Raw genomic sequence first — 19,184 nt, 5'->3', positions numbered from 1 at the left:
TCAAAATTTCTTTTGGAAATAGCCTTCGGATCTGCCTTTAAACGCTATCGCTCTAATTAAATATGTTGAAGCTTATGTTTCAGTTCACATTTTTTTATAAATGTAAGCTATAGATTGAGATGCAAAAGAAAAATTCAAGAAAAAAGCAAGTGTATTTTTCGGCAGAATGGTCAATTCACTTTTAACATTGTCATCCATCTTTGCTGAGACACAGTGTTCTATGCTGCTTATTTAGGCATCACTGAGCACTATGCTATACTCGCCGCGTTCTCAAAAGTTAATTTTTCATTAAGCACAATGCTTATTAGCACCAGGTCCTCATATGATTAAGTGGATTATCCTGGCGGTCTTTGTCATTTCTGCGTTTTATATCCAGCAACGCGGTAAAGTCCGTCATTCATTTTATCGTCAGTTTTTTGATCACTCGACATTGCTCGCACCGATCAATTTTCTCATGTACATGTTTTCAAAAGTGCCGAGTCAACCCTATATCGACACGCAGCATTTTAAAGATTTAAAAGTCTTAGATGAAAACTGGGAAATGATTCGTGATGAAGCCAAGGCCTTGTATGAAAAAGGGGGCATCAAAGCATCGAGTACTTATGATGATCTTGGATTTAACTCGTTCTTTAAAACAGGTTGGAAACGCTTTTATTTAAAATGGTATGACTCAGCTCATCCTTCGGCTGCTGAACTTTGCCCAAAAACTACGGCCTTGTTAAAAAATTTACCCACTATTAAAGCCGCGATGTTTACTGAGTTGGCGCCCGACAGTCGTTTAGTCCGTCATCGAGATCCCTATGCTGGTTCATTGCGTTATCACTTGGGCTTACTGACGCCCAATGATGACCGCTGTTTTATTGATGTCGATGGTCAGCGGTACTCATGGCGTGACGGCGAGAGTGTGGTGTTTGATGAAACCTATATTCACTATGCTGAAAATAAAACGGATCAGAACCGGATCATTTTCTTTGCAGACGTTGAACGGCCATTAAAGTCGAAGTGGATGGAAGCTTTTAACCATTGGTTTGGTAAAAATGTCATGACTGCTGCAAGTTCACCGAATGAAAGCGGTGATAAAACGGGTGGTTTAAATAAAGTATTTGGCTATGTCTATCAAATTCGCATAAAAGCCAAAGCCTTGAAAAAAACCAATCGTTCACTGTATTACTTTTTAAAGTGGTTCCTGATGTTGGGGCTGTTTTTCCTGATTTTTGTACGTCCATATTTATTTTAAAAGTAGAATAAATATTGAAAAAATGCGCCCTTAGGGGCGTTTTTTTATGCTGACAGTCAGCGAAATATCAGTTATCGTGCAAGCAGAATAAAAATAATCATGCAGAGCAAATCAGCCAAAAGCAGAAATAGCGTTAGCCAGAATAAGCCAGAAAAAATGAGCCAATAGACGAGGAATATGATGTTGACGTCCAAACTTAAGCCCATGCAAAACCGTTGAGCTGAAAGAAAAGTGTCATCATCAATGATAGCCAAAACCCAAGGGTGAAAACGGTGGAAGCTTTGCATGCAGGCATGAAGACCTACTGCATAGAAACCCTGTGTAAACGCCTGAAGGGATTGATTTGGCGGGAAGGGTATCCGATTCATGAAAGCAACCAACCAAACATTGATGCATCAAATGCATATTTCGATGCAAGATATAGAACGACGTAAACAGTTGCTTGGCTTGACTGATTTAGAGCTGGCGGAACTGGCTTCGATTGGTGGAATTGTGGCGCCGATCCTCGACAGTATGGTCGATGAATTTTATGAAAATCAGACCTCAATTCCAGAAATTGCAACATTGATTGGTGATCTTGATACCTTGAAGCGTTTGCAACGCGCGCAGCACCAGTATTTATTGGACTTATTTTCCGGGCGCTATGACAGCGCTTATGTGAATAACCGTTTACGGATTGGTTTGGTTCATAAGCGCATAGGTGTAGAGCCGAAGTTGTATCTCTCTGCGGTGCATACCCTAAAGACCATGTTGTTTCGCTTAATTCAGCGAACCTTTAATGATACGGAACAATATCAGCGGATTATTAACACCTTGGAAAAGCTCTTTATGTTCGACACCACATTGGTGGTGGAAACTTATGTGTGGAGTTTGATTAATGAGGTGAAGATCTCCCGTGAAAAAATGGAACAGTATGCGCATGCGCTAGAGTTTCGTGCACAAGAAATGGAAGAACTTTCACAGCGCGATCCATTAACAGGACTGTTAAATGTCCGGCATTTATCGACCTTATTGACCAGTATTTTATATACCGCACAGCGTAATCATGAACCCGTAACAGTAGTGTTTATTGATATCAATGATTTTAAAAAGATCAATGATGAACAAGGTCATCCACGTGGAGATCAGGTACTACAAACGGTTGCTGCGGCCATAAAGTCGGTTGCACGTTTAGATGATCATTGCTTCCGTTATGGCGGAGACGAATTTTGTTTGGTCTTGCCAGGATGTAGTGAAAAGCATGTGGAAGCGAGTTTTATCCCGCGTTTATTAGAAGCGGTGGCTGAAATGGAAGCAAGCTTAAGTTTAAGTATTGGGCTGTGTCAAACAGACCATCAGCAAGGCTATATAGATGCCATGAGTTTGGTACAACAAGCCGATGCTAAAATGTATCAAGAGAAAAAGAATTATAAACGTTTGCAGGAACAACCTATATCGAAAGAAGCGTGATTCGAGCGTAAAGAACGCCAAAAATGACAATTGATGAATAGCGGTACTTGAGCGAAATGGTTCTCCATATTCTTGAAAATAATGTGATAAATACGCTTATTTCCTGCAAAAATAAAAGCTGAAATAGCAGATGCATCCTTCAAAATCTTGTATAGAATAAAAGCAGTTGATGGGGGATAAGATGCAAGTTTTTCGTTCAAAAAAAGATTGGTGGGTGGTGGCGTTTATTGTTTGTATGAGCGGTTTACTCATTCAATTATTACTCACCATGCATGCCAAAGGCACGATGCAACAATATCCTCTTCATACCGCGGTGTATATTTTGACGGTGTTACTGCTGTGGTGGCCAATACTCAATACACGTTATCAAATTTCCGCTACAGAATTAAACATCCGTAGCATGTTTCTACGTTGGCAGATTCCTTTGCAGGATATCCAACGCATCAGTGCAAGTCAGGATTTGTCTGCGGCACCTGCGCTTTCCATTAAACGTTTAAAAATTGAATATCTTCGAGATGGCAAAACCAAATTTGTCATGGTTTCAACGAAAGATCCGCAAGCTTTTGCTAAAGCGATTGGTGTTCCAATCCAATAAATATAAGAATGCTGAATAAAGGTATGTGAGCATGCCTTTTAAAGACCAGTGAATTATTTAATAATAACCAATTGTCCAAGTTGTGCATCTAGGTGTATTTTAGTTTGTTCGGGATGATTCAAAAAATACACCGCCAAAATAGGCTCAAGCTCGACCCGCATTTTTCGTGCTAAATGTCGTGCGCCATAACGAATATCATGGTTCTGATAAAAATGTGCTTTGGCTGCATCTGTGAGTTTGATACTGCGTTTTTGATGTTGTAGGCGTTGATTAAGTTTTTCCAGTTCAATCTCCACCAAACGGGGCAAGGCATCATCTTGAACGGGTTGATATTGCAGTACACGGTCAATACGGTTAATAAATTCAGGGTCGAATTTACGTTGCATGACTTTTTCAATAATGCTACTGACCGGCACGCGTTTGAGAAAAACCTTCTGTATTTTTTCGGGTAAAAAATTTAACTTATCTAGATATTGCTGTGCCGCTTGTGCACCGACATTGCTGGTCATAAAGATCATACAATTACGAAAGTCGATTGTTTTTGTACCCGAGGTTAGGGTTAATTTTCCGCTATCTAGCACATTCATTAAGCCGCGAAGCACTTCGGTTGACGCTTTTTCCAGTTCATCAAAAAGCACGATGCCCGGTCGGGTATGACTACCTGCAATGGAAACTTCATCAAATAAACTATGGCCTTCTTTAGAACCGACATAGCCCGGAGGCGCACCAGTAATGGCAGCCGCATAATGTTCCTGTGCGAGCGTGTTCATATCAATACGGCAAAAGGCATCAGGTCGGCCATAAATCACTTCACTGATTAAACGCACAGTTTCGGTTTTACCAACACCTGTCGGTCCAAGCATTAAGGTTACGGAGAGCGGTCGTTCAGGACTGGAAAAATCAGCCTTGACCACATGCAGCATTTTTTCAATTTCGTCTAATGCTGCTTCTTGTCCAATGATCCGTTGCTTTAAGCGTTGCATAACGTCATGCGGTTCAAAATGAAAACGCGGCTTACCCATCAAACGGTTTTTTTCAGCAGTGCTCTGCGTCGAAGTTGTCGGGTGTACGACATGGATGGCGGGATTGGCGTTCGTCATGCATCATGTTCCTAAAGCGTGATGTTTCGAGCATAGCAAATTTAGAATTTTGCATTAATAGCTTTTAGCAATCAGATCATTGCTATGAGCAACAATAAATTTGCGGGATTGCTTGAAAATGTAGGTAAAAGCATCACATCATGTCAAAGAGCAATATCGAAGACGGAACAAGGCAAAAGTGAACGAAAACGCACGCGAACATATTGAAAAAATTCTTGCCAATATGACGACTCTACCCGGTGTTTACCGCATGCTGGGTAAAGATGGTGAGTTGCTGTACGTGGGTAAAGCAAAGAATTTAAAAAATCGTGTGTCGAGTTATTTTGTTAAAACCATTGAGCATCCCAAAACGCAGGCTTTGGTTGCCCGTATTTATGATATTGAAACACTGGTGGTGCGTTCCGAAACTGAAGCACTGTTGCTGGAACAAAACCTGATTAAGCTGCATCGTCCGCCGTATAACATCATGCTGCGTGATGATAAGTCTTATGTTTATATTTTTATCTCTGCTGATAAGCCCTATCCACGCATTGCCGCAGGACGTGGGAAAGGTAAGCATCAAGCTGGTAAGTTTTTTGGACCTTATCCGAGTGCCTATAACGCACGGGATACCTTGGTGGTATTACAAAAACTTTTTAATGTACGCCAATGTGAAAATAGCTATTTTTCTCAGCGCAAACGACCGTGCCTGCAATACCAAATTAAACGCTGTTCTGCGCCATGTGTTGGTTTGATTGCACCCGAAGATTATAAAGAGGATGTGAATAACTCGATTCGCTTCTTGCAAGGCGATACCAAAGAACTTAACCAAGAGTTGATTGCCAAAATGGAAGCGGCAGCCGAAGCACTCGAGTTTGAAAAAGCCGTATTTTACCGTGACCGAATGGCGCTACTGCGTGATGTGCAAACCCAACAGGCGATTTATAAGGTTAAAGGTGAAGCCGATATTATTGCGATTGCTTATCAAGCAGGGGTGACCTGTGTGCAGATTATGCATGTACGCAATGGTAAAATGCTGGGTGGGAAAAGCTATTTCCCTGATATGCAGGGCGATGATTTAGGACAAATGCTATCAGACTTTATTGCTAATTTTTACTTTCAGGTGGCAGATGAAATTCCTGCTGAGTTGATTGTTAATGTAGAGATTCCAGACCGCAAAGACATGGAAGATGCACTACATCAGCACTTTGATAAAAAAATTCAAATCAAACATAAGGTGCGAGAAACCCGTGCCGAATGGCAAGAGCTTGCACAAATGAATGTGCAGCACGCCATTAAAGGCAAATTGGCCGATCATTTTGAATTGAATGAACGTTTTCATCAGTTAGAGCAAGTCGTTGGGCGACCAATTGACAGTATTGAGTGTTTTGATATTTCTCACACTATGGGGGAGGCAACTATCGCGTCTTGTGTGGTCTTTGATGCTGGCGGTGCAAGAAAGCGCGACTATCGCCAATTTTCCATCAATGACATTACCGAAGGCGATGATTATGCTGCCATGCGTCAAGCACTGACCCGCCGCTATAAAAAGCATATGTTGCCCGATTTGCTATTAATTGACGGAGGCAAAGGTCAATTACACATGGCGATGGAAGTCATGCAGGAGCTCGAGCTCGATGCCTTTATGGTCGGGGTGTCCAAAGGTGAGGGGCGTAAACCAGGTTTGGAAACTTTGCACTTTACCGATGGTGAAAAAATTCAATTGCCCGAAGACCATAAAGCCCTGCATTTGATTCAACAGGTTCGTGATGAAGCCCACCGCTTTGCTATTACCAAACACCGAGCGAAACGAGATAAAAAGCGTGGCTCATCGGTACTTGAGGTGATTCCGGGCTTAGGGCCAAAACGTCGTCGGGATCTGTTGACCCATTTCGGCGGCATTCAAGGGGTGTTGAAGGCTTCTGAACATGATCTAAAACTTGTACCGGGTTTAGGTGATGTGATGGCGCGCACCATTTATAAAATCCTGCATGAATAGCGCGAACTAAGCCCAATCGATGACGGGTCAATCCTGAATTTGCCAAAATGATCATTGACGCATGAGTCACTGATCATTCACATCATTTAATTTTTATACAATGATATAAAAATCAAAAATATGATCAGGGATGATGATGTCACTCGCACAGTTGTATCAACATATTGAACACAATGAATGGGTTGAGATTCCAGAAGGATGGTTGCAAGGACGTACGATCTATGGCGGCTTAGTGGCTGGCATGATGATGCACAAAGCCGTTGCCACCATTGCAGATCCGCAGCGACGTTTACTCAGTTGTAATGTGACCTTTGTTGGGCCAGTACAATTGGCGCCCGTGCGTTTAAGTGCGGAAATTTTAAGACAGGGCAAATCCGTCACCACCATCGAAGTTCGACTTTGGCAAGATGATGCCGTACAAAGCATTTTATTGGCGAGCTTTGGTGTTCCACGTGAATCAAGCATTGCCGTCAATCAGGAGCGTCAAGCACCCAATTTTCCTGAAGTGAGCAGCTTAAAGATTGCCGAACATCATCCACTTGCACCCCAGTGCTTTCAGCAAATGGATTTGGTCTGGGTAGATGGGCAGTATCCATGTACAGCAAGTCAAAAGCCTGACTTTAGTGGTTGGATGCGTTTTAACCCAGAACGTCATGATAACCGTAAGATGACTGTTGCTGACCTAATGGTCTCGATGGATATGTGGCCGCCCGGTGTACTGCCTATGTACAAAACCATGGCACCTGCTAGTTCTTTAACGTGGACATTGACCTATGTACATCCCTTGCAATCAAACTTACATAATTGGTTTAAATATAAAGTATTTACCGATTATGCAGCGGATGGATACGCTACAGAATATGCTCATTTATGGGATGAAAATAACCAGTTGATAGCGATTGCGCGACAGACTGTTACGGTGTTTGCCTAGTGACACTGCGGGGCATTTCGTATAAAGTGAGTGCAACTAACGATGGATAAATCCTCAAATTATTTTGCATTTTCATCGTGCATGAGGGGAAAACTGGGGTGTCTATGACAACAGGTCGAATCCTGAATATTCCTAATATTTTAACATTGGCACGAATTGCTTTAATTCCTGTGTTTTTGTTGGTGGCGTACTGGCCACCTGCAATGGGCGTGGGTGAGCATGCTGCAAGCATGTCACGTCATATATTGCTGACTGCTATTTTTGTGATCGCAGCTGTCACTGACTGGTTTGATGGCTACCTTGCAAGAAGTTTAAATCAGACTTCAGCATTTGGACGTTTTCTCGATCCTGTTGCAGATAAACTGATGGTCGCAACTGCGTTGATCGTCTTGGTGCAATGGCAACCTACCATTTCGATGGCCTTTGCAGCGATTGTAATTATTTCACGTGAAATCACGGTGTCTGCCCTACGTGAGTGGATGGCTGAATTAGGCGCGCGTACCAGTGTTGCGGTTTCAACCGTTGGTAAATATAAAACAGCATTTCAGATGATTGCGATTTCAGTGTTCTTGCTAAATTGGCAACCCCTAGAAATGTTGGCGTATGGATTGCTCTATACAGCCGTAGTTTTAACGTTATGGTCGATGTTTATATATTTGAAAGCCGCATGGCCGTATTTAAAGCAACCTTGATTTAAAGTAAGTTATTAAAAGCTCCGTGATCGGGGCTTTTTTATTGCCGAGCTTTTAAAAAAATTGAGGGTATGTCTAGTTTGAACAGCGCTTCATTTGATTAGAGCTTGACGTTAAATGTGAGACGTTGGCGCAAATTTTGGATAAAAAAATTCCCAGATTTTGGGGGAAATCTGGGAAGGAAAATCGGGGTTACTTATCGCTATTATGGAAGATGTTTCCATCTCCTTGATTGCTATTATAGGAAAGCAGATTTAGAAATACATGGAGTTTCTTGTAGTGTAATGTTGTGTTTTATTGAGAAATGTATCACAAATTTACATTAATAATTTTTGATACAAATTGGCCAATAACTTTGGTAGGTTTTGTTTGGATTTAAACAATAAAAATCGATATATGTAATGATAAAAATACAATTAACATTATTTAAATAATAAATTCATTTATTTAAGTTTAAATAAAATTGATCAATGGATAAAAGATTTTCCAGCAATGATGAAGATCATTTCTGAATGAAAGCTTACACAGACGTCATCTTTGTTTTGCGAAAATAGCAGTGCTCCGAAGCAAAAAAAGGAGTCCTTTCAGACTTTATTTTGAAATTACGCACTTCGCTTGTCTTGCGTAATTTTTAGAGCAATAAAAAAGAATCCCCAAGATTAGAGATTCTTTTCAATTCAAGCCTACGCGCAGCATAGCTGCTTGTCTTGCGGCGTGGCAGTACTCCTAAGCACAAAAAAAAGGAGCCCCTTTGGACTCCTTCATGACATTTGAAGCTAAGCGCTTCGCTTGTCTTGCGTAATTTTTAGAGCAATAAAAAAGAATCCCCAAGATTGGAGATTCTTTTCAATTAAAGCCTACGCACAGCATAGCTGCTTGTCTTGCGGCGTGGCGGAGTATAAAAATAGGAGCCCCTTTGGGACTCCTTCATGACATTTGAAACTACGCGCTTCGCTTGTCTTGCGTAAAACTTAAAGCAACGCTTTAAGTTTTACTCAGGCTTTAGGCCTTCGGCTTTTTCTAAAGATTCATCATTGCTGAAGAATTTTTCACGTTGCTCTTCAAGGAACTTTTTCGCGTCAGCTTCAAACACGTTTAAACGTTTTTCATTGATCAACGTCGTTTGGTGTTTTAGCCATTCTTGCCAAGCTTGTTTAGATACAGTATCAAACAATTCTTGTCCCTTCGCACCCGGGAATGGTGCAAAGTCTAAACCTTCCATTTCAGCCTGATATTTACGGCAAAACACTTGTCGAGACATATCAATACTCCATTTAACTTGAAAAAGTTATGCGTAAAGTTTTTCTAAACGTGCGTGTGCGCGTTCAATTGCTGCTTCAACTTGAGCAGGTGCAGTACCACCAATGTGGTTACGTGCATTGACAGATGCTTCAAGTGTTAATGCTTTTTCGAAGACATCGGCCTGAATCAAGTCAGAGAACTGTTGAAGTTGCTCAAGGGTTAATTCTGAAAGATCTTTGCCTTCTTGAACACCGAGAGCAACTGCTTTACCCACAATCTCATGTGCATCACGGAATGCCACGCCATTTTTAACGAGGTAGTCGGCAAGGTCAGTTGCAGTTGAGAAGCCACGCAGCGCTGCTTCACGCATGATGTCAATGTTTGGCACTAGTGCAGGAATCATATCGGCAAATGCCATGAGTGAGCCACGAACAGTATCGATTGCATCGAATAGTGGTTCTTTATCTTCTTGGTTGTCTTTGTTGTATGCCAATGGTTGACCTTTCATCAGGGTCAATAGGCTCATCAAGTCACCATATACACGGCCAGTTTTACCACGGATCAACTCAGGAACGTCTGGGTTTTTCTTTTGCGGCATGATTGAAGAGCCAGTGCAGAAACGGTCAGGGATGTTCACAAATTTGAACTGAGCCGATGTCCAAAGAATCATTTCTTCTGACATGCGTGATAAATGCATCATGATGAGTGATGCTGCCGCATTGAATTCAATACCAAAATCACGGTCAGATACGGCGTCTAAAGAGTTTTCAGCGACAGCTTCAAAACCTAGTAATTCGGCAGTGAATGCACGGTCAATTGGGTAGGTTGTTCCTGCAAGTGCAGCAGAACCTAAAGGCATACGGTTGGTACGTCTACGGCAGTCGATTAAACGCTCTGAGTCACGTACCAACATTTCAAACCACGCCATTAAATGGTGACCAAAAGTCACTGGCTGTGCAGTTTGTAAATGCGTGAAGCCCGGCATGATGGTATTGGTATTTTTCGCCGCTAAGCCTAGGATGCCTTTTTGTAATTTTTTCAATAATTCTAAAATTGCATCGATTTCGTCGCGAACATACAGACGGATATCGGTTGCAACTTGGTCATTACGACTACGACCGGTGTGTAGTTTTTTACCTGTAATACCGATACGTTGAGTCAAGCGTGACTCAATATTCATGTGCACATCTTCTAGGTCAATGCGCCATTCGAAGTTACCCGCTTCAATTTCTGCTTTAATGGTGTTTAAGCCATTAATAATATCGTCACGCTCTTGTTCAGTTAGAACGCCAACTTTTGCAAGCATGGTTGCATGTGCAATTGAACCTGCAATATCTTGTTTATAAAAGCGTTGGTCAAACTGTACAGATGCTGTAAATTCAGCAACAAAAGCGTCAGTAGCTTCGGAAAAACGACCGCCCCACATGCCTGAAGTTTGGGCTTGTGACGGATTTGAGGAATTAGAAGATGTGGTCATGTCGGCTCAATAAGATAAAAAGCATAGAACTGAGCAAGAGTATAGCAAATTCGAACCCAGTTGCCGAAGGGCAAGTTGATCAAACTTTTAGACAGGGTTTAGGTTTATGACAATTTCTGTATTTTCAGGAAAAATGGGCCGTTGGCACTATCTGTGGGAGCTGTTTCTTGCGGGCAATATCTTGGCTTTGGTTTTGGTCTTGGCACAAGCTCAATCGTGGCAAGCCTTAAGTGTTTCCAGTGTCATGCAGCATGTGTTGTTTATTAACTGGATTTTATTGGCCTTTGCTGCATTTTCAGAGCTTTTGCAGACTAAGACGCGTGGTTTAAGCATGAAAATGCTCATGTTTAGCGGGTTTGTTTTATTGCAAGCTTTGGTGTTATTCACCACCTTAATTTTAAATGTTTTGATCTATTTTGGTGAAAATTTCAGTTTAGCTGGTTTGAGTGCAGACGTTTTAACTGCTGGTGTGGTTTTAAATCTGAGCTATGGGGTATTACTTGGGGCATTTTGTTTTCGATATTTATATTTAAGAGAACAGTGGGGTCGACAACATCATAGTGAATTAAACTCACGCATTCAGGCTATGCAAGCTCGGATTCATCCACATTTTTTATTTAATAGCTTAAACAATGTGATTAGCTTGATTGCGATTGACCCAGATAAAGCGGAGCAAATGTTACTGAATTTATCTCGATTGTTCCGTGCAAGTTTTCAAGAATTGAAGTTGGTAAGTCTCAAAGATGAGATCGATCTGTGTCAGCGTTATTTGGCCATTGAACAAATGCGTTTAGGTGATCGGCTTAAGGTGGAGTGGAAACTAGAAGGTATTGAACAATCCGCTCAAGTACAAATTCCACTATTAACTTTACAACCTTTATTAGAAAATAGTATTTTTCATGGAGTTGAAAAGATTTTGACAAAGAGTACGATAAATATATTGATTGAAATATTACAAAATCAAATTAATATCGTTATTACAAATCCCTATACACAGGATACAATTAAATTACGTCAGGGGAATGGTATTGCCATCGAAAACGTGAAACAGAGACTTGAGGCATATTATGGTCAGCATGTCACTTTTCAAACCTACGCAGGCGAGGGAATGTATACGACTGTGGTGCAATATCAATATAAATAGAAATCTCAGTTGACCAATAAAAATAAATGACGTTAACGAGATAAGGAGGAGAAATGGACATCCTAATCTGTGATGATGAGCCTCTAGCAGTAGAGCGATTGTCACGTTTAGTCACTCAACTTGGACATCAAGTGGTTGCGAAAGCTTCACATGGTCAACAAGCGATTGACTTGGCTCAAAGCCTCGAGCCTGATGTCATCTTACTAGATATACAAATGCCTGAAATGGATGGGTTGACTTGCGCGAAATTGTTGCGTGAATTAGACCCCATGCCCGCTATTATTTTTTGCACTGCATATGATCATCATGCACTTGATGCATTTAAATCGAATGCAGAGGGATATTTACTAAAACCAGTTATGCAACAGGAATTGCAGCAGGTTTTAGATCATTTAACTAAATTAACCCAAGCTCAATTGAGCACGATAAAACAAAAAGAAAATATGGACGAAATTAAAATCAGCCGCCATCAAATCGCGGCAAAGACCTATCGTGGTGTAGAGTTGGTACCTGTGGAAAATATTTACTATTTTCTTGCAGATCAGAAATATGTCACTGTTCGGCACAAAAATGGCAGCGTACTCATTGATGAAACGCTGAAAGATTTAGAGCATGAATTTGGTGATCGCTTTATACGCATCCATCGTAATGCCTTGGTGTCTGTGAGCTTTTTAGATGGTTTAGAAGTCGTAAGCTCAGGGCAATATCAGGTGCGTTGTCGAGATTTAGAAGAACGTTTGGCGGTCAGTCGTCGACATTTACCGAATTTACGCGAGCGAATACAAAAATTATAGGGCAAGGGTTAAAGCACATTGCGAATTAAGCTTGCATTTTCAACTGAGCAAGTTAAGTTTAGAATAATAGCCCTATAGACTGTATTTTAAAATTTATGAATATCCTTAAGATCGCAACTCGACAAAGCCCGCTTGCACTTTGGCAGGCGGAACATATTCGTGCACGCTTAGAAGCACTTCATGCAAATTTGAAAGTTGAGTTGGTGACCTTTGTGACTCAAGGTGACAAGATTCTAGATACCCCCTTAGCCAAAATTGGGGGGAAAGGATTATTTGTAAAAGAATTAGAAGCGGCATTGTTGGATGGTCGTGCAGACTTGGCAGTTCATTCGATGAAAGATGTGCCAATGGCCTTGCCTGAAGGTTTAAGCTTGGCCGTGATTTGTGAGCGTGAAGACCCATTAGATGCTTTCGTTTCAAATACCTATAACAGTTTTGATGAGTTGCCACAGGGTGCGAAGGTGGGGACATCGAGCTTGCGCCGCAAATGCCAAATTTTAAAACAACGTCCAGACCTTGAGATTATTGATCTGCGTGGCAATGTGGGTACGCGTTTATCTAAACTCGATGCGGGTAACTATGATGCGATTATTTTGGCCAGTGCTGGGTTGAAGCGTCTGGGTTTAGCAGAGCGTATTCGTCATACTCTTGAGCCTGTTGTGAGTTTACCTGCAGTTGGACAAGGTGCATTGGGCCTAGAATGTCGTAGCCAAGATCAAACTGTATTGGATTTAATTTTGCCCTTAATGCATACAGAGACCAATGCCTGTGTACGCGCAGAACGTGCATTTAATGCATATCTAGAAGGTGGCTGCCAAGTACCGATTGCAGGTTATGCAACCTTAGAAAATGGTCAGATTCATTTGGAAGGTCGTGTCGGTAGTGTTGACGGTCAAACCTTGTTGAAAGCACAGCAAGTAGGTCTTCCTGAACAAGCTGAACAGCTCGGTGTCAAATTGGCACAAGACTTGTTAGCCCAAGGTGCAGGTGAAATTTTAAAGGCACTGTATTAATACATGCTTTTTATCAATACACGTCCAGCAGATCGTGCAACGCAGCTTAGCTTGACGCTGCGCTCTGCGGGTGTTGCTGTGGCTGAGCTTCCATTACTTGAGCTCAAGCCACGGGCATGGTCAGAAGCATTGGCAGCGTGCTACGCCCAGTTGAGTGCTGCGGATGTATTGGTTGTGGTGAGCCCCTCTGCGGTTACCTTTGGAATGCAAGGTTTGCGTAAGGCAGGCATTTTACTTGATCAGCTTGAACATATTCAATGGGTTGCAGTCGGTGATGCAACCGCAGCAAAGCTAGCTGATTATGGCATTCACAGTGTCGTACCGCAGGTGGAAACCTCGGAGGGAATGCTCACCTTAAGCCATTTAGAACAATTGGAGACTGGGGCTTGCGTTGCATTTTGGCGCGGTGAAGGCGGTCGTCAATTTATGATGCAGCAGTTGCTAGCACGTGGCATTCAGGTTCTCAATTTTGTGCTATACGAACGGCATCTACCGGAAGAGACCACTCAAAAAGTAAAAACACTCATTTCTGAACATCAGTTGTCATCTCCATATTGTATGTTGATCACCAGTGAGGCCAGTTGGCTCAATTGGCTTGACCTGATTCATTCGCATTTATCAGTGCTGAGTCATGCACATTTTTTAGTTTTAGGTGTAAGGTTGTTCGAGCTACTTGAGCAAAGTCGTATAACACTGAACAAAGATTTTAAAATTATTCAACTCGAAGATTTAAACGCGACACACATATTGCAGCATGTGCAAGTCGTGCAGGGAAATACATGAAGAAGTTGTTTGTCGTTATGGTCATTGTCGCCGTACTTTGGTTGGCTAAACTCAGTTTTGATCTATTCCAAGTCAATGCTCAACAAACCGAACTGATGCAACAGCAAACTTTATTGCAACAGCGCAATGCAGGTTTGAATGATCAGGTCGTGGCTTTGAAACGTCAGTTGAGCGGCACAACGACCGAGATGTCGGCTGCAACGACATCGAATGCTTCGATTGCTGCTGAGGCGACCCATAGTATTGAGCCGATGTTGGTTGTGGGCCAGCAACTTGATTTGGTTGAATTTGCCATGCAGCAACAACAATTTGCTGTCGCCTTGGAAAAATTAAACCAATTAGACCAACAATTAGATCAGTTGAGCTTGGCACCTGCACTGCGCATGAGTTTGCATCAGGTAATTCAAAAAGACCGTGAAACCTTAAAGCAATATGTGACAGAGCGTCAGTTGCAGTCTGATAAAGTGAAAAATACTCTGCAATCGATCGATCAATTGTTAGAAAAAGAAATATTAAAGCCCTATAGTTCAAAAGAGCAGCAAAAAGGTCTTTCTTTTTGGCAAAAATGGATTCAAGTCGAATCAGTCGAACAACCGAGTCCCGTATTAATGCAGCGTAGCTTGGTATTAAAAGAAATGCAGTTACGTTTAATTTTGGCTCAGCAGGTTTTAAATCAAGGACAATATCCTCAATTTCAACAAGAAATCACTGAAATTATTAAAATTATGCAGCAATTGCCAGATGCTTCATTAAAACCAATACGCCAACGTTTAGAACAATTAAAGGACATTCCGGTTATTTCTGTACCGCTGTTAAATACTCGGGCACTCATAGGATAATCGACTATGAAACATATTTTATTGGCCTATTTATTTATTAGCTTATTGGTTGTTGCCATTATTAGTTTGCTGAGTTTTGGGCATGGTGCAGGCTATGTGTATTTATACTGGCGTGAATGGCAAGTTCAATCCAATATTTGGTTTTTAGCATTATTGCTGGCACTACTGAGTTTGATCGTGCAAATGTTTTGGTATGCGGTTAAACGTTATTTAAGTCGAGAACAACGTAAATCTGAAACGGTCTTTAGTTTTAATAAACTACATCCCTATGAGCAATTGGCTGTCATTTGGCTTTTAAATGCTGCACAAGATCAAAAAAACTTTATTCAGCAAGCTTTTACTGAGTCTGGATTATTAAAAGGGGTGATCGATGCGCGTTTATATTGGATTCAGCAGCAATATGAAACAGCACTAAATGCATTAACTCAGACCAATCCAATGGCTTTTGAGCTTGCAGAATTGCAACGGATTGAAATTTATTTATCCCAACAAGAGGGTGAAAAGGCTTTAACGCATCTTGAATTTTTAAATCAACATGAACTATCGCCATGGTTGCAAAAAGTCAGCACTGCCTATGAGCAGCGTTTAACCACGCTATGGGGCATGTTTGCGTTGCAGTTTCCTTGGTTGTATTTGCGTTCGACACGTTATGGACATTTAGATGAGCTGACAAAACAAGCTTGGTTGGAACAATTATTATCTGCATTTGATCAAGCTGATGTCGATGACTTACAGCATTTAAAGCAGCGTTATTTGGATTTGCAAGATCAAATTACAGAGCGTAAATATGCGGTCAAGGTGCTATGGTTGAAAGTCTTGTCTCGTATGCCAGAGATGAGTCAGGAGCATGAGCAATTGGCTATTCATTTGCTGGAACAGCAATTTAACAAAGAAGTGTTCTTTTTGTGGTTCCAGCAAAAAATGCTGAAGCAAAACCCTGACTATGTGGCTGTAGAACAGCAGATTCGACGTTGGGAAGAAAAGTATCCTGCGCTGCCTGTTTTTAGTTTTGCAAAATGGAATATTTACCAAGCGACAGCACGCCAAGCTGAAGCAGATGCATTGTTAGAATTATATCCAGATGATGTATTAATGAGTTATTTACGCATCAAGTCAGCCTTAAATCAGCAGGATGACTTGATCAAACAATTAAATTTAATATTTGAAAATAATGCCAATTTTATGGAAATTCGAATATAAGGACATTATATGCGAGAAGATTTAGCTCAATATTCATTGGTTCATACTCAATACGTCGCTTGGGGGGATATGGATGCTTTTGGTCATGTAAATAACGTGCATTATTATCGTTATATGGAAAGTGCGCGGATTGGTTATTTAGATCAGTTGGATATATTTAATCAGTCTGTGGTTACGGTTGTGGCTTTAAGCCAATGTAAATATTTAAGCCCAGTGGTTTATCCTGATATTTTAAAAGTGGCAACGCGCGTTGAAGAATTAAGAAATAGTGCATTTCGTATGAGTTATATATTATGGAGTGAAAAGCAACAAAAAATCGTTGCAACAGGCGATGCGGTTATTGTGTGCGTGGATAAAACTACCCTACAAAAAACTTCAATTCCAGAAAGTATAAAAACTAAAATAAAAGCTTTGGAGATTTCAGTCGGAAATAATATTTAAATACAATTTAACTTTATATATTTTAAGGAGTCGTGTTAAAATATTGTAGTAAAATGAAAATTATTTATTGAATAAAAATTTTATTATAATATTATGAGCGAGTTTTCATAAGCATTATTAAAATGAAATTTCGGAGTTAAAGATTATGCCTGATATTAGTAATTTATCAGTTGAAGAGTTAAAGAAGCTTCAAGTAGAAGCTGAAGCACTGATTGCATCTAAAAAAGATCAAGCGATTGAAGATGCGTACAACCGTATTGTTGAAATTGCAGAAAATTTAGATTTAAGTGTTGAACAAATCCTTGAATTTGGTTCAAGCAAACGTAAAAAATCAACTCGTAAAGCTGTTGAGCCACGTTACCGTAGCAAAACCAATGCAGATGACACGTGGACCGGTCGTGGTAAACAACCGCGTTGGTTAGTGGCTGAATTAGAAAAAGGCGCGAAACTAGAAGACTTCTTAATTTAAGAATAATTCATGAAATCGTCATATCCTGAGTTCAGGATAATTAAACCAGGCAAATGCCTGGTTTTTTTATCTCTTTGAATTGGCTATGCAGAAAAAGTATGCATAATGTGTTTATAAAGAAAAATGTTTAAATGATGGAAAAAAATTGATGGATCGGTTGTGGTGGGATGATCAATAAAACTAATAATATTCGGTGGCTCATTTTTGCTGCGATCAGTTTTTTAATTTTCGTTATGCTGCAAGTACCAGCAGCGTGGCTCATTACAAAGTTTTATAAAAATAACCAAATGCTACATAACGTCAGTGGCAATATTTGGCACGGGCAAGCAGATTGGACACGAGGAAATTTGAAAGGCTCGTTAAACTGGAACACGCGCCCGTGGGACTTGATTTTATTGCGCTTGGGTGCAAATATTGAAATTCATAGTGGCAATACCAAACTGCAAGGTGTGATGGGGTATGGTTTTGGCAAAAGAATCAGCATCAAAAACTTAGAGGGTCAAATTGCTCCTGAAACCTTAAAAAGTTTTGCCGATTGGCAATGGCCAATGAATGCCATTCAATTAAAAGATGTGCAGTTTAAATATAAGCCACAACAGGGATTTAGTCGTTCATCAGGCGAGATACAGTGGGCAGGCGGGGATTTATCCTTTAGCTTTGCACAGCGTCAAGAGTCAATGAATGTGCCTGCCATGTTGGCCCAATTAAAAGATGATAATGGCAAATTATCGATTGATGTTCGAGATCAACGTGAACAAAAAATGATGAATTTGTCACTTGAGCCAGACCTCATGTTGGATGTGCAATTAACCCAGCGCTTTTTGATGAATGTTGCTTCCTATGAAGGTAAGGCAGGATTAGATACGTATGTGATTAGTTCGCGTCAACCCCTATTGAGTGGGGTGAACTGATGGCTGACTATTTCGAAAAAATCCGCGAGATCAATTGGAAGCAAACAGATCGACTTGCACCTGTGGTCTTGGTTTTAATAATTTTGTACCTGTGCTGGAAGTTAGCCGCTTTATTTTGGTTATTGATTGCACCGCCACAAGCCATTCAGTTAGACCGAGTTGAATTGGGTTCACAGCAAACGCAAGTTCCTAATATTAGCTCTTTTGCCTTGTTTCAGGAAAACCGCAGTTCAGCAGCTGACGCGCAGTTAAATATGGTGTTACAAGGTGTGGTGGTTGGACAGCCAAGTCGCTACTCGTCGGCAGTGATTAAGGTCAATGAGAGTTCAGATCGCTACTTGGTTGGAGAAACCATTCAAGGTTCATCATATCAACTGGCTGAAGTTTATTGGGATAAGGTGATTTTAACGCAGGGTAATGGTGCACGGCGTGAATTGGCGTTCCAAGGTATTGAAAACGGATTAGATCAACCGATTGTCCCTACAGCCAATGCAACATCAGGCGGATCTTTGCAGAATAACAGCATGCAAAATACAACTGATCCTGCAAATTTAGGGCAAAGCACAACGCAGTCCGCGATTGGTCAGGCCGTACAGCGCATGACTGAAAATCGTGAACAATATATGCAGGAAATGGGGGTAAATCCATCAGGTAATGGTGGGTTTGAGGTTTCAAATCGAACACCTGCAGCCTTGAGAAATAAATTGGGTTTGCAGCCGGGTGACCGCATCATGTCTTTAAATGGGCAGGCGGTCGGTGCGGGACAATCTGAGGCGCAATTATTAGAACAAGCCCGCCGTGAAGGGCAGGTGAAACTTGAAGTCAAACGTGGTGATCAAGTGATGACCATACAACAGGATTTTTAGTGATGTCTCATCACTTTATAGGG

18 protein-coding genes and 1 pseudogene are annotated in these 19,184 nt (G+C 41.1%); 16 read left to right on the top strand and 3 right to left on the bottom strand.

Features of this window, described 5'->3' with window-relative positions; all coding sequences use genetic code 11:
• Positions 1-322 precede the first annotated feature (322 nt).
• The 3 genes from lpxO (at position 323) to FTT92_RS05740 (ending at position 3,281) form a co-directional block, all read left to right on the top strand.
• Positions 323-1,237, top strand: coding sequence for a lipid A hydroxylase LpxO (gene lpxO, locus FTT92_RS05750; RefSeq protein WP_078190472.1), 915 nt, complete (start codon positions 323-325; stop codon positions 1,235-1,237).
• 366 nt (positions 1,238-1,603) lie between these two features.
• Entirely contained in the window at positions 1,604-2,686 is a 1,083-nt protein-coding gene (locus tag FTT92_RS05745) for a diguanylate cyclase domain-containing protein (protein WP_180171638.1), read from the top strand.
• 181 nt (positions 2,687-2,867) lie between these two features.
• Entirely contained in the window at positions 2,868-3,281 is a 414-nt protein-coding gene (locus FTT92_RS05740) for a PH domain-containing protein (protein WP_180171637.1), read from the top strand.
• Positions 3,282-3,334: 53 nt separating this feature from the next.
• On the opposite strand, the gene FTT92_RS05735 is transcribed toward FTT92_RS05740, so the two are convergent.
• Entirely contained in the window at positions 3,335-4,381 is a 1,047-nt protein-coding gene (locus FTT92_RS05735) for an AAA family ATPase (RefSeq protein ID WP_180156565.1), read from the bottom strand.
• Between the two features lie 178 nt (positions 4,382-4,559).
• On the opposite strand from FTT92_RS05735, the gene uvrC reads away from it, so the two are divergent.
• The 3 genes from uvrC (at position 4,560) to pgsA (ending at position 7,982) form a co-directional block, all read left to right on the top strand.
• Complete coding sequence (uvrC, locus tag FTT92_RS05730) at positions 4,560-6,359, top strand: excinuclease ABC subunit UvrC (RefSeq protein ID WP_180171636.1); 1,800 nt, start codon at positions 4,560-4,562, stop codon at positions 6,357-6,359.
• A 136-nt stretch (positions 6,360-6,495) separates the two neighbouring features.
• A complete protein-coding gene (locus FTT92_RS05725; protein WP_180171715.1) occupies positions 6,496-7,290 on the top strand; it encodes a thioesterase family protein in 795 nt (264 codons plus the stop codon).
• A gap of 104 nt (positions 7,291-7,394) precedes the next feature.
• A complete protein-coding gene (gene pgsA, locus FTT92_RS05720) occupies positions 7,395-7,982 on the top strand; it encodes a CDP-diacylglycerol--glycerol-3-phosphate 3-phosphatidyltransferase (RefSeq protein ID WP_078190467.1) in 588 nt (195 codons plus the stop codon).
• Positions 7,983-8,973: 991 nt separating this feature from the next.
• Here the strand turns inward: pgsA and FTT92_RS05715 are convergent.
• Positions 8,974-9,243, bottom strand: a complete 270-nt coding sequence (locus FTT92_RS05715) for an oxidative damage protection protein (RefSeq protein WP_078190466.1) — start codon at positions 9,241-9,243, stop codon at positions 8,974-8,976.
• Positions 9,244-9,270: 27 nt separating this feature from the next.
• A complete protein-coding gene (gene argH, locus FTT92_RS05710; RefSeq protein WP_180171635.1) occupies positions 9,271-10,701 on the bottom strand; it encodes an argininosuccinate lyase in 1,431 nt (476 codons plus the stop codon).
• Here argH and FTT92_RS05705 point away from each other — a divergent pair.
• The 10 genes and pseudogenes from FTT92_RS05705 to FTT92_RS05660 all read left to right on the top strand — a co-directional run bounded on the left by FTT92_RS05705 (position 10,692) and on the right by FTT92_RS05660 (position 19,161).
• Positions 10,692-11,845 (top strand): annotated as a pseudogene (locus tag FTT92_RS05705) (sensor histidine kinase). The gene argH and the pseudogene FTT92_RS05705 overlap by 10 nt on opposite strands.
• A 53-nt stretch (positions 11,846-11,898) precedes the next feature.
• Positions 11,899-12,639, top strand: coding sequence for a LytTR family DNA-binding domain-containing protein (locus FTT92_RS05700; RefSeq protein ID WP_078190465.1), 741 nt, complete (start codon positions 11,899-11,901; stop codon positions 12,637-12,639).
• Between the two features lie 95 nt (positions 12,640-12,734).
• Complete coding sequence (gene hemC, locus FTT92_RS05695; RefSeq protein ID WP_078193127.1) at positions 12,735-13,652, top strand: hydroxymethylbilane synthase; 918 nt, start codon at positions 12,735-12,737, stop codon at positions 13,650-13,652.
• Positions 13,653-13,655: 3 nt separating this feature from the next.
• Positions 13,656-14,435, top strand: a complete 780-nt coding sequence (locus tag FTT92_RS05690; protein ID WP_180109658.1) for a uroporphyrinogen-III synthase — start codon at positions 13,656-13,658, stop codon at positions 14,433-14,435.
• Positions 14,432-15,274 carry a hypothetical protein gene (locus tag FTT92_RS05685; RefSeq protein WP_180171633.1) on the top strand — a complete coding sequence of 281 codons (843 nt, stop codon included), beginning with the start codon at positions 14,432-14,434 and terminating at the stop codon, positions 15,272-15,274. Before FTT92_RS05690 ends, FTT92_RS05685 begins: the two co-directional genes overlap by 4 nt.
• A gap of 6 nt (positions 15,275-15,280) precedes the next feature.
• Positions 15,281-16,474: a heme biosynthesis protein HemY gene (locus FTT92_RS05680; RefSeq protein WP_180130426.1), complete on the top strand. Its 1,194-nt coding sequence runs from the start codon at positions 15,281-15,283 to the stop codon at positions 16,472-16,474.
• A gap of 9 nt (positions 16,475-16,483) precedes the next feature.
• Positions 16,484-16,915: a thioesterase family protein gene (locus FTT92_RS05675; protein WP_180171632.1), complete on the top strand. Its 432-nt coding sequence runs from the start codon at positions 16,484-16,486 to the stop codon at positions 16,913-16,915.
• Positions 16,916-17,057: 142 nt separating this feature from the next.
• A complete protein-coding gene (locus FTT92_RS05670; RefSeq protein WP_078190459.1) occupies positions 17,058-17,384 on the top strand; it encodes an H-NS family nucleoid-associated regulatory protein in 327 nt (108 codons plus the stop codon).
• Between the two features lie 167 nt (positions 17,385-17,551).
• Positions 17,552-18,295, top strand: coding sequence for a type II secretion system protein N (gene gspN / locus FTT92_RS05665; RefSeq protein WP_180171631.1), 744 nt, complete (start codon positions 17,552-17,554; stop codon positions 18,293-18,295).
• On the top strand, positions 18,295-19,161 hold the full coding sequence (locus FTT92_RS05660; RefSeq protein WP_180171630.1) for a type II secretion system protein N: 867 nt from the start codon (positions 18,295-18,297) through the stop codon (positions 19,159-19,161). The genes gspN and FTT92_RS05660 overlap by 1 nt, the downstream gene beginning before the upstream one ends.
• Positions 19,162-19,184 lie beyond the last annotated feature (23 nt).

The sequence above is a fragment of the Acinetobacter sp. YH12023 genome (assembly GCF_013420135.1).
Lineage (GTDB): Bacteria > Pseudomonadota > Gammaproteobacteria > Pseudomonadales > Moraxellaceae > Acinetobacter > Acinetobacter amyesii.
This window is presented reverse-complemented; position numbering and strand designations above follow the sequence as displayed.